The organism is Bacillus sp. L75 (genome assembly GCF_003676355.1).
GTDB classification, from domain to species: domain Bacteria; phylum Bacillota; class Bacilli; order Bacillales; family Bacillaceae; genus Bacillus; species Bacillus velezensis.
Genome location: NZ_ML064912.1, coordinates 58,727 through 72,670, shown reverse-complemented (window position 1 = coordinate 72,670; position 13,944 = coordinate 58,727). Strand labels below are relative to the sequence as shown.

The following is a 13,944-nucleotide window of genomic DNA, read 5'->3' as shown; positions in this document are numbered from 1 at the left end:
TTCTAACCAACTGAACTACCGGACCTTACAGTAATTTGTCCGGAGAGCCGTATCGTGGCGGCCCTCCGAGGACAAATAAGGAGTTAGCAATAACGCTAAAGTAAATCAATGACCCGTACGGGATTCGAACCCGTGTTACCGCCGTGAAAGGGCGGTGTCTTAACCGCTTGACCAACGGGCCATAAAAAGTGGTGAGCCATGAAGGACTCGAACCTTCGACCCTCTGATTAAAAGTCAGATGCTCTACCAACTGAGCTAATGGCTCCTGATGTGTCGGATTATGTATCATAGAGCATTCAGACAAAAGCTTTCTTGCAGTACTCTATTGAAGCTGTTCCGTAACAACGAGATTTATAATATCATAGAACATTCGAAAGTGGCAACTACTTTTTTGAAAAAAATCTATTATTTTTTTCCTACATAAAAAAACAAGCCTCCGTGACCGGAGGCTTGTTTGCTGCAAATTCTTAGTTAGCGCGGTATACACTGCGGATGACGTTCGTTTGTGAACGGTCGGGACCGACAGAGAAAATAGAAAGCGGAATACCTGTCAGCTGAGATACGCGTTCCAGATAATGGCGCGCATTTTCAGGAAGATCGCTTAATGTTTTTGCGCCTGTGATATCTTCCGTCCAGCCAGGCATTTCTTCATATACCGGTTCACACTCTGCGAGAGCTTTCAGACTTGCCGGGAATTCTTCAATCACTTCACCTTTGTAGCGGTAAGCGACACAGATTTTCAATGTTTCAATGCCAGTCAGCACATCGATTGAGTTCAGAGAAAGATCTGTGATTCCGCTGACGCGGCGGGCATGGCGGACAACAACGCTGTCAAACCAGCCGACACGGCGCGGACGGCCTGTCGTTGTGCCGTATTCGCGTCCGACTTCACGGATTTGATCCCCGATTTCATCTTTCAGCTCAGTCGGGAAAGGACCGTCACCGACACGGGTTGTGTACGCTTTAGATACACCGACGACGTGCTGGATTTTTGTCGGGCCTACGCCTGAACCGATCGTCACCCCTCCGGCGACCGGGTTGGATGAAGTGACAAACGGGTATGTCCCTTGGTCGATATCAAGCATAACCCCTTGAGCGCCTTCAAATAAAACGCGGCGGCCTTCATCCAGCGCGTCATTTAATACGACGGATGTATCGCATACATACTTTTTAATCTGCTGGCCGTATTCATAATACTCATCCAGAATATCTTCAATTTTGAAGCCTTCCGTTTCATACATTTTTTCAAGCAGACGGTTTTTCTCTTCAAGGTTCCGTTCAAGCTTTTCTGCAAACACGTCACGATCTAGCAGGTCTGCGATCCGGATGCCGATCCGCGCCGCTTTGTCCATATAAGCAGGTCCGATGCCTTTTTTCGTTGTGCCGATCTTATTGGCCCCTTTGCGTTCTTCCTCTACTTCATCCAGTTTCAGATGGTATGGAAGAATGACGTGGGCTCTGTTGCTGATTCTCAAGTTATCCGTGCTCACATTGCGTTCATGAAGATACGCAAGCTCCGTTATGAGCGCTTTCGGATCAACAACCATTCCGTTCCCGATGACACACGCTTTTTCTTTATAAAAAATTCCTGATGGGATTAAATGAAGCTTGTACGTGACGCCATCAAACTTGATGGTATGTCCTGCATTGTTTCCGCCTTGATAACGTGCGATCACTTCTGCATTTTCTGATAGGAAATCTGTAATTTTACCTTTTCCTTCATCGCCCCACTGCGTACCTACTACGACTACTGAAGACATATATCCGTGCACCTCCGTTAACCTTTCAAAACGATATCTCATTCAAACAAATTAAGTGTATCAGTGCCGAAACAGAAAGTCAATCGTAAATCCGAACATTTAAATCTTATCAATCTATGTTTGTTCGCCTTAAACATGATTAAAAGCGTTTTCTCTTTCATTTGCTATCTATTACTCCCGAAACTTTCATGCTTTAACAAGAAAAAGAACCCGTAATCAGGGTTCTTCAGACAGTCACTTATATGCCGCTTGTATTCATCAGGACGACCCGCCAGCCGTCAGGATCTTCGATGGTCACGCCTTTTTCTTCCCAGTACGGGTTTTCGGGTGCTTTCTCCTCATATCCCATCTGCTTTAATTTCGTGCTGATGCGGATGACCTCCTGCTGATCCTGGATGTAAAAGACAAGCAGGCTGTCGCCGTGCGGAACGGGCGCCGGCTGAGACGCGCCGGTTTCTTCGGTGAATTCTAAGTGATATTGCGTATGGGGCAGGCCGAACATGACGCCGCTGTAGCCCTCATGTCCGGAAAAACTGCCGACCCTCTTCAGCCCGAGGCCCTCTTCATAAAACCTGATGATTTCTTTGAGCTGTCCGGTCGGCCGGGCAATCCGGATTTGCGCCGCTTGAAATTGCGGAAATTCAATTGTCATCATCATCCCTCCCTTAATGCCATTATATAAAAGCGCCTTCTTTTTTTCGTCTGCCGAACGGACGGCATTCTCTCATTCTTTCGGATGAAAAAAAGCCTCAAGACATTGCTTGAGGCTTTACGCACCTGCCGGAACACCGCCGTCATCAAAGCGCCTTTCCAGGTTTACGAACTTATTGTATTCTTTCACAAAAGCCAGTGAGACGGTGCCCACCGGGCCGTTACGCTGTTTGGCAATAATGATTTCGATGATGTTTTTGTTTTCGGATTCTTTATCATAGTAATCATCACGATACAGGAAGGCGACGATGTCGGCATCCTGCTCAATACTTCCCGACTCACGGATATCTGACATCATCGGACGTTTATCCTGCCGCTGCTCAACACCCCGGGAGAGCTGAGACAGGGCGATGACCGGGACTTCAAGCTCCCGCGCCAGCGCTTTTAGCGCCCGTGAAATTTCCGATACCTCTTGCTGGCGGTTGTCGCTTGAACGGCCGCTTCCCTGAATGAGCTGCAAGTAGTCAATTAAAATCATGCCCAATCCGTTCTCCTGCTTCAGTCTGCGGCATTTTGAACGGATTTCGCTGACGCGGATGCCGGGGGTGTCATCTATAAAGATACCGCTGTTTGACAGGCTTCCCATCGCCATCGTCAGCTTGCCCCAATCTTCTTCCGTCAGATTTCCCGTTCTGAGATTTTGGGCATTAATATTCCCTTCAGCGCAGAGCATACGCATGACAAGCTGCTCGGCACCCATCTCAAGACTGAATATCGCGACGCTCTCATCCGTTTTGGTGGCCACGTTTTGCGCAATATTTAAGGCGAATGCCGTTTTCCCCACAGACGGACGGGCCGCGACAATGATCAAATCATTCCGCTGAAACCCCGCCGTCATCCGGTCAAGCTCAATAAAACCAGTCGGAATCCCGGTAATATCGCCTTTCCGGTTGTGAAGCTGCTCAATGTTGTCGTATGTTTGCACAAGCACGTCTTTGATATTTTGGAAGGCGCCCGAATTTTTTCGCTGCGCGACCTCCATAATCGTTTTTTCCGCATCGCTTAATAAATCTTCAACTTCATCCTCGCGCGTATACCCGTCTTGAGCGATTGAGGTCGCCGTTCTGATTAAACGGCGGAGAATGGATTTTTCCTCAACGATTTTCGCGTAATATTCTATATTAGCCGCTGTCGGAACCGAATTCGCGATGTCCGTCAGGTAAGAGACGCCTCCCACCTCTTCTAACAAATCGGTATTCGCAAGCTCTGACGTTACCGTGACCAAATCAACCGGTTCACCGCGGTCTCCGAGCACGAGCATGGCATTGTAAATTTTTTGGTGTGACATTCTGTAGAAATCATCCGGAATCAACACTTCAGAAGCCAGTGTTAACGCAGACGGCTGTAAAAAAACAGCACCTAACACGGCCTGCTCAGCTTCTATGTTTTGCGGCGGCAGCCGATCATTCAGAAGGTCTGTCATGCTAAGCACCGTCCTCTCCTTAAAAAATATCCAAACTCCATTTTACCATTTCTCAAGAAAAAGAATAGAAAAACATCACTTTCCCTGTATTTGTCAGACAGCGGCTGCGTGTTTCACCATTCCGAATGCTGGGAAACAAATAAATAAATCGAAACCAGGAGGTAAGAAGGATGAAAACATATGCAGTAACACCCAATGTTGATGCGGACGGATGGTTTGTGAAGGTTGAAAATGTGGCGCCGACGGCTCTTTATACATCAAAGGACGCGGCGATCGAGAAAGCGGAGCAGACGGCTAAAGAGAACAGCCCGTCTAAGCTTGTCATTTATGATCAGCATAAAAACATTGAAGAAGAACGGTCCTTTTAAGAAAAGCCTTCGCCCGAGCGAGGGCTTTTCTTATTCGATGAAACGGATGTGCAGCACCGTCTGCGCCATGAGATCGGCCGTTTTTTGATACAGCTCCCATTCTTCACAGGCGGCGAATACTTTCATCATGTCCTGCAATGTCTGTTTCAGTATAATAAATTCGTCAATTGTCCGCAGTTCTGCGGCTTTTTTCTGATAATCAGCCAGCTTCAGCTGTAATAACATCAATGGCGATTGCATAAAAAACCTCCCCCATTCTGTTATAAAGCCCCGCTTTTCAAACCTCCATTCCTTTGTCATATCCTCTTACGATAGATTTCTGATTTTAGTACAATAAAGAAACGGAAGGAGTGATCACATGAAACCGCTGCAAATTTCCGCCGAAACGGCGCAAAAGCTCGCAGAATCACTGAATATGCCGCTTGAGAGAATCATGCACATGCCTCAGCACATTCTGCTTGCCAAATTAGCTGAAGTCCAAAAAGAGAACGATCACAAATAAAGGCTGCTCTCTCATATATATGTGCGGGAGGCGGAAGCGATGGCTTTCCGCCTCTTTTTTTGTGAAGAAAATTTTGGCAAAACATTCTTTGAACGGAACCGATCCGATTTTAACCGTCTCACAGCTGAAAAAACTTGTTGACGAAGGAAAAGTGAAATATTTCTTATTATCCGGAAACAATTCAGGCAATACGAAGCTTGTCTCATGGATGAAAAAGAACGGCACAAAAATCTCAGCTGACCAATACAGCACCGGAAAAACAAGCTCAGCCCGGCAAGGAATGACAGGCGGCCCGGGCGGACAAAGTCAGCAGACTCTGTATGAGATGAAAAAATAGTTCGGAAAGAGGCTGGATAGTTAAACGCCGGCCTCTTTATTTTGCTCTTGAAGCACCTGCCATGCGGCGCCGGTATCATTCAGAAAAATGATTGATAAATACTTTCTATTTTTGAAACCATCAGTTCCTGACGCAGATGCCGGCCGGCATAGGAGCGCGCTTCTTTTCCAAGCCGTTCCCTGAGAGACTGATCCGTAATCAGCATTACGAGAGCATCAGCAAGTTCGCGGCTGTTGCCGGGCTGACAAATAAGCCCTGTGGCCTCATGCCGGATCATCTCAGGGATTCCTCCGCAGTCAGTTGCGACAATGGCTTGACCTGAGAACATCGCTTCGATGATCGCTATAGGGAAATTATCATTCAATGTCGGCAGGACAAATATAGATGATTCAGCCAAAAGCGCCGGCACATCACGTCGTTTTCCGAGGAAAAACACATTTGAGAGGCCCAGTTTCCGTCTCTTCTCTTCCAGAAACCCTCTCATGTTTCCGTCTCCGATGATCCATATATCAACTCCGGATAAATGGTGCCGGATGCGGGCGAGAGCGTCCAGCATCACATCATGTCCTTTTCGCTCGGTCAGACGGGAAACGCACGCAATCACGAGCTTTTCAGCACGTTTTGACTCAGGGGCATCCTGAATGTCAATGCCGGTATGAACAGTCTTCAGCTGAGCCTCCTTCGCTCCGTACTCCAGCAAAGGCTCGTGAAAGGAGTCGCTGATTGTAATGATTTTATCCGAAGCTTGAATACCCTGCCTTTCTATTTCACTGAAATATGCCTCTTCTATTGAACCCTTTTGGATTTTATGAAACTTCATCCGGCTTTTCGTAAAATGTCCGTGCGGCGTGAAAAAAAGAGGACGCTGGTACGTTTGATTAAGGTATCCCAGCAAAAATACCGCAAATAAATCCTGCGCGTGAAACAGGTCATATTGTTCTAAGTCTTTCTCCTTCAAAAATCTTTGAAAGACATGTAAATAGCTGAGATTCTTCACAAACTTTTCATTTGCGGCGCCGTATCTGCCAACAAGAAACGCTCTGATCTCGTCAGCGGCCCGCGGGATATCTTCCTGAAAAAAAGTTGGCGGCATTTGGAGCGGCGAGATGACATCCGCCTGATGACCGATGCGCTCAAAACCCGTCTTAATTGATGTGATATAACTCGCCAACCCTCCGACATTCGGGTAACGGAGAAAAGTTGCGTACAGAATACGCAATGGCTTTTTTCGTTTAGGGGAGCTTTTTCCTTCCGCACAGAACGAATACAGCATCTCTGGCTCACTTTGATGTTCGATCCCGTAAAATTGATCCATGACGCGCAATAAGGCTAGAGGCACCAGACCGTTCGGCTTGCCGATCTCTTCTTTCAAATCCGCTCCCCCTCTCTCAAACTTATAATCCTAATTCCCGTCCCCATTTTGACACTTTGTCAACATGATACGGCAGCAGTTCTCCTCCCCGATTGTCGAAGATTCTCCGCAATTGGGTATGAAGCCCTTTTTCAAGTGTTCTCTGCAAATAAGCCATTTTATAAAGCGTCATAGGAGGGGTCTGAAAATGAATGCCCCGCTTTTTCATTTCTTTCGTATACACTTTTACGCAATACGTCCGAATATCTTCTGCGTGCCGGCTCCAATCTTTTCTGAAGCCAAGCAGAATTTCAACCAGCACCGTCATATCAAACCAAACCGGCGCGTATTTTGCGGATTCCCAATCGATGAATTGAATATCCCACGGTTCATGCCCGGACGCATCGTGGGTGCAGATATTCTGCATATGAAGATCACCGTGTGTGATGGCTGAGCCGTTTTGTATCAATTCAGGGAAAAAATCCGGCTCCTCCTGCTCAAGCAAGTTTGTGATTTGCCGATAATGAGGCTTCACGATATCTTTTGTGCGCTCATCTTTAAGAGCCCTATCCAATAATTCCGCTGTCTTTTTGATCTGCTTTTTACGCCCTTTTCTCATGGTTTCCGATTCATATACCGGCAGCCACGACCGCCATTTACCGTCAGAAATATTCTTATTTTCAAAGGTGCGGCTGTGCAATTCTGCGACAGACGGAATAATATACTTGAAATGCTTCGGGTGAAATGTAAGCTGTCCCCTGATCTGGCTGACAAACTCCATAAATATCCACGTTTCATGGTCACTTTCTTCTATAAGATAGATGTCCGGCAGCAAATCCCCTAAAACGGAACGGGCTTTCCCGTATATATTAATCTCGACCTTATTTTTTTCACGGGAAGATTTATATACCTTCAATATCAGCGGAACAGTTCCGGATTTTTTCTTTACAAACAGTTTATAAATGGCGCTTCTGTCCGTCGATTTCAGGCATGTGATGTCATCCGGATTCACCGCAGCCCTTTCACCGAACGAATACGACAGTTTTTCGTCAATTCTCAGTTTTTGAAATGCGCCATACAAAAGATCCTTTTCATACATGCCGATCTTCCTTCCGCTTCCGTTTCCAGCTGTTTTTGAGATGAGACCAAGTGTTTCTGATAAATGGCATCGGGTCATTCCAAGCAAAAAGAGCGTACTCTTTTTTTCCTTTACACCCTTTCCAAAAATCCCGGAACGTCATTTCTCCTCTTTTTCGTTTCTTCAAAAACGTTAAGAAATAACGCACCTCATAAATCCAGTTGATTCCGTCTTTTTGTTCGAGCTGGGGCTTCACATGTTGTCCGGTCAAATACAGATAGTACATGTAAACGAAATGAACGCCTGCCGGTTCTGTCAGGCTATGGCTGAGCCAAAAGCGCGGATTAATTTCGATAAACTTGTAAACATTGTCCCGGGGATCCTTTTTAAATTCCGCCATGCCTACTCCCTTCAGCTGAATCGCTTCAAAAAACGGCAGGGTCTTCTCGATTAAATCAGGAAGCCGTTTGCTGACGACGTGGGCCCCCGCGCCAAAATCTGCAGGGAATTGATGGTTCTTTTGCAGAGAGAATAGGCCCATTAATTTCATTTGGTCATCATAAAAAGTGGCGACTTTATAAAAACACTGGTTGTCTCCGGGGATGATCTCCTGCACGAGCAGTTCTCCATTTTCTCTGTAGGAGCTGAACTCCTTGCGCAATTGTGCGGCATCCTTCATTACAATTGCTTTTTTGTTTACTTTTTTTCTGTATTCATGGCCGGCCACCGGTTTTAAAATACACGGGAAGTCAATATTGGCGATGGCCTCTTCCAGCTCATCCCGGTTGTTCGGAAAAAAGGTTTTCGGGCAGGGGATGTGATGCTTGACCGCTAATTCATATGCTTTGCTTTTATCTAAGACCGTTTCTAACAGAGAGCGGCTCGGGAGCAAAAACAAAAAAAAGCCGGCTAATGTCTCGCGGAATTTAGATATAAATCCCGCATAATCATCAGATCCTGCGTACAGAACCGGCTTTGCTTGGAATCGCTTCCCGAAATCAGTCAGAAATGTCAGCAGTTCTTCCTCTTGTGTTAAAGGGCTGGGACATATCCCGCAATCTGCCAATCTTGATTTTCCGATACGATAAGGTCCCTCCGTGTCAAACGCGTAAACATCGATTCCTCTTCGGGCCAGGCTTCGAATCATCCCGATCCCGTTTGCACTGAAATCAAGTACAACGGCCGCATGTTCATGTTTCATGATCTCCCTCCGAGCTGTTGGTATTTTGATAAATCGATTCGATATTTTTTATCATCGTCTCACTGCTTAAATATTTCTCTGCGTAGGCCTTTGCGTTTGAAGCAGCTATCTTCCGCGCAGATTTGTTAGTGATAAAAAACGCTAAAGCCCGGGCAAGAACCTTTGCATTTCCCGGCTCGACAATAAGCCCCGTTTTGTTATGGCGGATCAGATCCGGAATACCCCCGCAATCGGTCGCGATGATAGCCGAGCCGCTGAACATCGCTTCAATAATCGAAATAGGCAGACTATCATTAATGGTCGGCAGTACGAATATGTCCGTCACATTCAAAATAGCGGGAACATCATCTCTTTTTCCTAAAAAGGAAACCATAGATAGATTCAGTTTTCGAGCCTGTTCCTCTAAGGCGCTCCTCATCTCTCCGTCGCCCGCGATCAGCACTTCAACATGCTCAAGTACATCAGATGGAATTCTCGAAAGTGCGTCCAGTAAATATTTGTGACCTTTTCTCGGGCCTAATCTGGCAATACACGAGATGATGATCTTATTTTTCGGTAACGGGGTTTTTCTTTTCCCGCCTGTTTTTGCATCGTAATCGATTCCTGTGACCACCGTTGTCATGTCTTCCTGTTCGGCTCCGAGCTTCATGAGCGGGCTGCGGAACGTATCGCTGATAATAATCAGGCGATCTGCGTATTCAATGGCTTTCATCTCTAATTTTTTATAATAAATCTCTTCTACCGAGCCTTTTTTAAAGATGTGAAATTTAAGTCTGTTGAAAGTAAACATGCCATGCGGTGTGAAAAATAAAGGTTTTTTATAGATTTGATTGAACCTGCCTAACATATTGGCTGTAAATAAATCTTGAGCGTGGAACACATCATATCTTTCCAAATGAATCTTTTGAAGCATTTGCTCGTATATAAACATCAGCCGATTATTTTTCAAAATATGATCGTTATAAACCCCATATCTGTCTTTAAAGAAATCTTTTAATTTCGGAACAACAGCCGCCCGCAGTTCTTTTACCTGTACGGACGGAAACAGATTAGGGGATATGACATCCACCTTATGACCTCTCTTTTTCAGGCCTTCACTAAGCGTTTTAATATAGTTTGATAAACCGCCCGTGTGCGGGTAGTCCCAAAACGTGGCAATCAAAATGGATAACTTCTTTTTTTTCCTGTATAACCGCGGAATATGATGTTCATGTTTCAACTGTGTCTTTACTGCCGCCTTTTTTCGCGGGCGCGTTTTGACCCCGTAGTAGCGGTCAAGCGTCTGGACCATATACGGATAGGGGACGGAAAATGTCTTGATCATTTCCAGATCCTCCGCACGACTTCAAAAGCTTCAGCGTATTCCACACCCGCCGTCATCCCTCTGACTTTTCCTAAATGTTTTACGCCTTCATATGAACGGGGATGAGGGTAATCCCTCATTTCTACGTCATAGTGGTGAAGCGCCGCGAGTTTGGCATCCATTGTGTCTGTGATGTTAACGAAGTAATTAGGCTTGAAGAGTTTATCAGCCGTATTCCTCTCCCACTCGCTTGAAGATAGCGTTTCAAACGTAAGCAGTTCGATAGGCTTTTGATTCGGAAGCGGTCTGGCGGCTGTTAAAACTGCTTGGAATGTTCTCTGGTGGTCCATATTGATATCGCCGTAATGATGTGTAAAGATTTTATCAGGCTGATAGACGCGAATGAGCTGCTCTAATTCTTTGACAAGCTTATGAAGAGGGATACATTCCAGCTCTAAATTCGTGTGCTCCAAAAAGATGACTTTCTCAATTCCAAGCTCTTGATTCGCGCGTTCGCCTAATTGTTTAATATGATGAGCTTCTTCTTTTCTTCCTAATGCCGTAATAACGGAAATTACTTTATATCCTTCATTGATCAGCCGTTTTATGGTGCCCGCTGATCCCAATAGTTCATCATCGGGATGAGCGCCGATAACCATAATGTATTCTGCCATTTTTTCCACACTCCACCAAACAAATGTTACAAATATCATATGACGACCCTACAAAAAGGAAACTTACATGTGCGGATTTTCAGAAACTTACATGTGCGGCTGCCATTCCAGGTAACGTGACGGATTTAATTTTTTTATAGTGTTCAAAAACTCATCCGCCAAGCCGTATTTGTCCAGTCCTTTTAATAGTTTTACGGGAAACCGGGTAATGGCGGAAAAAGCTCTTTTATGGTCGATGACCTTAAGATTTCCGTGTTCGTTGATCAGAATGTGCCTGATTTCGGCATCCCATCTGGTAAAACCGATTCTTTTTAATTCATCCAGCATATTTAAAATATCAGCAGTCAGTTTGACGGACAGGGATTTTTCTTGTTTGATATGGCGGGCAAGAGAGGTGCCTTGGACATATTCCATCACAATATAACGATCTCCGTATTCATACAGTCTTGGAATCACCGGGGAACCTTGTCCGGTCTTTAAAGCTGCCAATTCCTTTTTGCATGTCCCTTTTTCAAAGAAGTATTTTACGCATTTGTTGTGTGTTAAGCGATAGACTTCCCCGTCTTTTCCATCACCGATCAGCGGATAGTGCTCCAGCGCCTTTTTATTCTCCGGATTATTAAAATATGTTTCAGAAAAAAATCGTTTCATACCGACACATCCTTCGTTATGATGTAATATAATATGCAATCTGGTGATGATCGGAAATGAAACAATCTCATCATTTTCTTGCGCTGCGCCGTCTGCTGACATGAAAAAAACCCGCCGGATCGGCGGGTTTTTCATTGTGTATTACGCTTCTTCTTTTACGTGAACCTTCAGCACAGCCTGAACTTCAGGGTGCAGCTTTACAGGAACGTTTGTATATCCCAGTGTGCGGATACCGTCTTGGAGCTCCAATTTCCGTTTATCCACTTTAATCTTATGCGTTTTTTGCAGCGCTTCTGCAATCTGTTTGCTTGTGACAGATCCGAATAGACGGCCGCCTTCACCGGATTTGGCACTCAGCTCAACAGTCAGCTGTTCAAGCGTTTCTTTCAAATCTTTGGCTCTTTCAAGCTCGGCAATCGCTTCTTTTTTCTCTTTTTCTTTCTGTCCTTTCAATGCGCTGATGTTTGTCGCATTTGCTTCGACAGCGAGGCCTTTTTTAATGAGAAAGTTATGTGCATAACCGTCTGCTACGTTTTTCACTTCGCCTTTTTTTCCTTTACCTTTTACATCTTGTAAGAAAATAACCTTCATCTCTGAACGCCTCCCTCAAAATATTCATCAATGGCTTCCTTCAGCCGGACGAGCGCTTCTGAGACAGAAATGCCCGATAACTGGGTTGCCGCATTGGTTAAATGCCCTCCGCCATCCAGCGCCTCCATAATAATCTGCACATTGACCTCGCCCAGCGATCTCGCACTGATGCACACCGTATGCTCATCCCGTCTGGCTACCGCAAATGAAGCTTCCACTTCACTCATCGATAAGAGGGAATCAGCCGCCTGCGCAATCAGCACCTGGTCAAAGTACTCCTCTTCGTTCTCAGGAAGAGAAGCAATCGCGATATGTTCTTTATAAAGAGACGTATGCTGGATCAGCTTCGCCCGCTTGATATAAGAACCGACCGATTCTTTGAGAACTTTCTGCACCAGAACCGTATCTGCGCCTTTCGCTCTCAAATAAGAAGCGGCGTCGAACGTCCGCGAGCCCGTGCGAAGGGAAAAACTCTTTGTATCCACTATTATACCAGCTAACAGGGCCGTCGCTTCAATCATATTGACTTTGAGCCGCTTCGGCTGGTATTCAAGCAGCTCCGTCACGAGTTCTGCGGTGGATGAAGCGTATGGCTCCATATAAACGAGCAGCGGGTCTTTAATAAATTCCTCGCCTCTGCGGTGGTGGTCAATCACAACGATGTGCTCGATTTTGTTCACGAGACGCTCTTCCATCACAAGGGATGGTTTATGTGTATCAACGACGACAAGCAGCGTGTCGTCATTTGAAATTTCCATCGCCTCTTCCGGCGTGATGAACCGCGACCACAGCTCTTCATATTTTTTAATTTCTTCAATCAGACGCTGAACGCTTGATCCGATCTGGTTCGGATCAATGACGATGTAGCCTTCTTTGCCGTTGGCCTGCGCCACCTTCAATATTCCGATTGCGGCTCCGACTGCGTCCATATCAGGAAATTTGTGCCCCATGATAATGACATTGCTGCTTTCTGAGACAATCTCCTTGAGCGCGTGAGAAATCACCCGGGCGCGCACCCTTGTGCGCTTCTCCATCGGATTCGTTTTGCCGCCGTAAAATTTCACCTTGCCGTTCGGCATTTTGATCGCCACTTGGTCGCCTCCGCGGCCGAGAGCCAAATCGAGGCTGGACTGCGCCAGATCTCCAAGCTCCTTCAAGGAAGAAACCGATGCGCCGATCCCGATGCTGAGGGTCAATGATACAGTGTGGACGGATGTTTTTTCTCGGATTTCATCCAAAATCGAAAATTTCGCGTTTTCAAGCTCCGTTAAAATGTGTTCATTTAACACCGCGATAAACCGCTCCGAGGACGTCCGTTTCAGAAAAATGCCGTACTCCTGCGCCCACGCATTTAATAATGAGGTGACCTGGCTGTTCATCGTGCTTCTCGTTTGGTCGTCCAGCCCCTGTGTGACGTCATCATAGTTATCTAAGAAGATATATGCCAGCACGGTTCTCTCATTTTCGTACTGCTTTTCAATCTGAATCTGTTCTGTCACATCAAAGAAATAAAGCAGGCGCTCATCTCTTTTAATCACTACTTTAAACTTCCGCTCATTCAAGGTGATCGTTTCCGAATCGACCTCCTGCTTGATCAGCGGCACGACGGCCTCGCATGTGTCATACAGCGAGCGTCCGACGAGCGTGCTTTCATTAAAACAGGAAGACAAAAACGGATTCGCCCACTCAATGTAATATTGATCATTAAACAGCATAATCCCGATAGGCATTTCCATTAATGCCTCTTCGCCTACTTTTTTCAATCTATACGATAACGTGGAGATATAATCGTCAATTTCTTTTCTGATCAGAGAATCCGCACGCTTAATGAAAAACAAGATCACGGCGAGCAGCACAACGCCGATGGCTCCTATCAGCCAGTTAAAGTAAATGCTGATGAGAATTATGATGATTGACAATGCAATCAATGCATAGATGGGATACCGAAACAACGGTTTTTCATAAAAACTAGGCATTTCTATCAACTCCCCACC

Annotated in this window: 14 protein-coding genes, 2 tRNA genes and 1 pseudogene; 3 read left to right on the top strand and 14 right to left on the bottom strand. The window is 45.7% G+C overall.

Features of this window, described 5'->3' with window-relative positions:
* Positions 1 to 109: 109 nt before the first annotated feature.
* The 5 genes from D5S11_RS16330 to dnaB form a co-directional block, all read right to left on the bottom strand.
* A tRNA-Glu gene (locus D5S11_RS16330) sits at positions 110 to 181 on the bottom strand.
* 8 nt (positions 182 to 189) lie between these two features.
* Positions 190 to 265: transfer RNA gene (locus D5S11_RS16325), tRNA-Lys, on the bottom strand.
* Between the two features lie 202 nt (positions 266 to 467).
* Positions 468 to 1,760: an adenylosuccinate synthase gene (gene purA, locus D5S11_RS16320; RefSeq protein ID WP_012118894.1), complete on the bottom strand. Its 1,293-nt coding sequence runs from the start codon at positions 1,758 to 1,760 to the stop codon at positions 468 to 470.
* A 238-nt stretch (positions 1,761 to 1,998) separates the two neighbouring features.
* Positions 1,999 to 2,412, bottom strand: coding sequence for a VOC family protein (locus tag D5S11_RS16315; RefSeq protein WP_007407899.1), 414 nt, complete (start codon positions 2,410 to 2,412; stop codon positions 1,999 to 2,001).
* A 117-nt stretch (positions 2,413 to 2,529) separates the two neighbouring features.
* On the bottom strand, positions 2,530 to 3,894 hold the full coding sequence (dnaB, locus tag D5S11_RS16310) for a replicative DNA helicase (protein ID WP_004393100.1): 1,365 nt from the start codon (positions 3,892 to 3,894) through the stop codon (positions 2,530 to 2,532).
* Between the two features lie 170 nt (positions 3,895 to 4,064).
* Here dnaB and D5S11_RS16300 point away from each other — a divergent pair, with 170 nt between their 5' ends.
* Positions 4,065 to 4,262 (top strand): DUF2188 domain-containing protein, encoded by a 198-nt coding sequence (locus tag D5S11_RS16300; protein WP_015418616.1) that lies wholly within the window; start codon positions 4,065 to 4,067, stop codon positions 4,260 to 4,262.
* A gap of 30 nt (positions 4,263 to 4,292) precedes the next feature.
* Here D5S11_RS16300 and D5S11_RS16295 read toward each other — a convergent pair whose 3' ends face one another.
* Entirely contained in the window at positions 4,293 to 4,502 is a 210-nt protein-coding gene (locus D5S11_RS16295) for a hypothetical protein (protein WP_015418617.1), read from the bottom strand.
* A 118-nt stretch (positions 4,503 to 4,620) separates the two neighbouring features.
* Here D5S11_RS16295 and D5S11_RS16290 point away from each other — a divergent pair, with 118 nt between their 5' ends.
* On the top strand, positions 4,621 to 4,764 hold the full coding sequence (locus D5S11_RS16290; protein ID WP_007407902.1) for a YycC family protein: 144 nt from the start codon (positions 4,621 to 4,623) through the stop codon (positions 4,762 to 4,764).
* 85 nt (positions 4,765 to 4,849) lie between these two features.
* Positions 4,850 to 5,101, top strand: a pseudogene (locus D5S11_RS16285) (mannosyltransferase YkcB-related protein); the annotation flags it as partial.
* A gap of 79 nt (positions 5,102 to 5,180) precedes the next feature.
* Here D5S11_RS16285 and D5S11_RS16280 read toward each other — a convergent pair.
* The 8 genes from D5S11_RS16280 to D5S11_RS16245 all read right to left on the bottom strand — a co-directional run bounded on the left by D5S11_RS16280 (position 5,181) and on the right by D5S11_RS16245 (position 13,926).
* Positions 5,181 to 6,473, bottom strand: coding sequence for a glycosyltransferase family 4 protein (locus D5S11_RS16280; RefSeq protein ID WP_108725205.1), 1,293 nt, complete (start codon positions 6,471 to 6,473; stop codon positions 5,181 to 5,183).
* Positions 6,474 to 6,495: 22 nt separating this feature from the next.
* The gene (locus D5S11_RS16275; protein ID WP_007407905.1) at positions 6,496 to 7,551 is read right to left on the bottom strand and encodes a phosphotransferase; all 1,056 of its coding nucleotides are present in this window, start codon (positions 7,549 to 7,551) and stop codon (positions 6,496 to 6,498) included.
* Positions 7,544 to 8,731, bottom strand: a complete 1,188-nt coding sequence (locus D5S11_RS16270; protein WP_108725204.1) for a carboxylate--amine ligase — start codon at positions 8,729 to 8,731, stop codon at positions 7,544 to 7,546. The genes D5S11_RS16275 and D5S11_RS16270 overlap by 8 nt, the downstream gene beginning before the upstream one ends.
* Positions 8,721 to 10,055, bottom strand: coding sequence for a glycosyltransferase family 4 protein (locus D5S11_RS16265; protein WP_020958107.1), 1,335 nt, complete (start codon positions 10,053 to 10,055; stop codon positions 8,721 to 8,723). Before D5S11_RS16265 ends, D5S11_RS16270 begins: the two co-directional genes overlap by 11 nt.
* Entirely contained in the window at positions 10,052 to 10,708 is a 657-nt protein-coding gene (locus D5S11_RS16260; protein ID WP_007407908.1) for a PIG-L deacetylase family protein, read from the bottom strand. The genes D5S11_RS16265 and D5S11_RS16260 overlap by 4 nt, the downstream gene beginning before the upstream one ends.
* 87 nt (positions 10,709 to 10,795) lie before the next feature.
* Positions 10,796 to 11,494, bottom strand: a complete 699-nt coding sequence (locus D5S11_RS16255) for a kinase (protein WP_079891422.1) — start codon at positions 11,492 to 11,494, stop codon at positions 10,796 to 10,798.
* 6 nt (positions 11,495 to 11,500) lie between these two features.
* Complete coding sequence (gene rplI, locus D5S11_RS16250) at positions 11,501 to 11,950, bottom strand: 50S ribosomal protein L9 (protein WP_007407910.1); 450 nt, start codon at positions 11,948 to 11,950, stop codon at positions 11,501 to 11,503.
* Positions 11,947 to 13,926 carry a DHH family phosphoesterase gene (locus tag D5S11_RS16245; RefSeq protein WP_015240959.1) on the bottom strand — a complete coding sequence of 660 codons (1,980 nt, stop codon included), beginning with the start codon at positions 13,924 to 13,926 and terminating at the stop codon, positions 11,947 to 11,949. The genes rplI and D5S11_RS16245 overlap by 4 nt, the downstream gene beginning before the upstream one ends.
* Positions 13,927 to 13,944 lie beyond the last annotated feature (18 nt).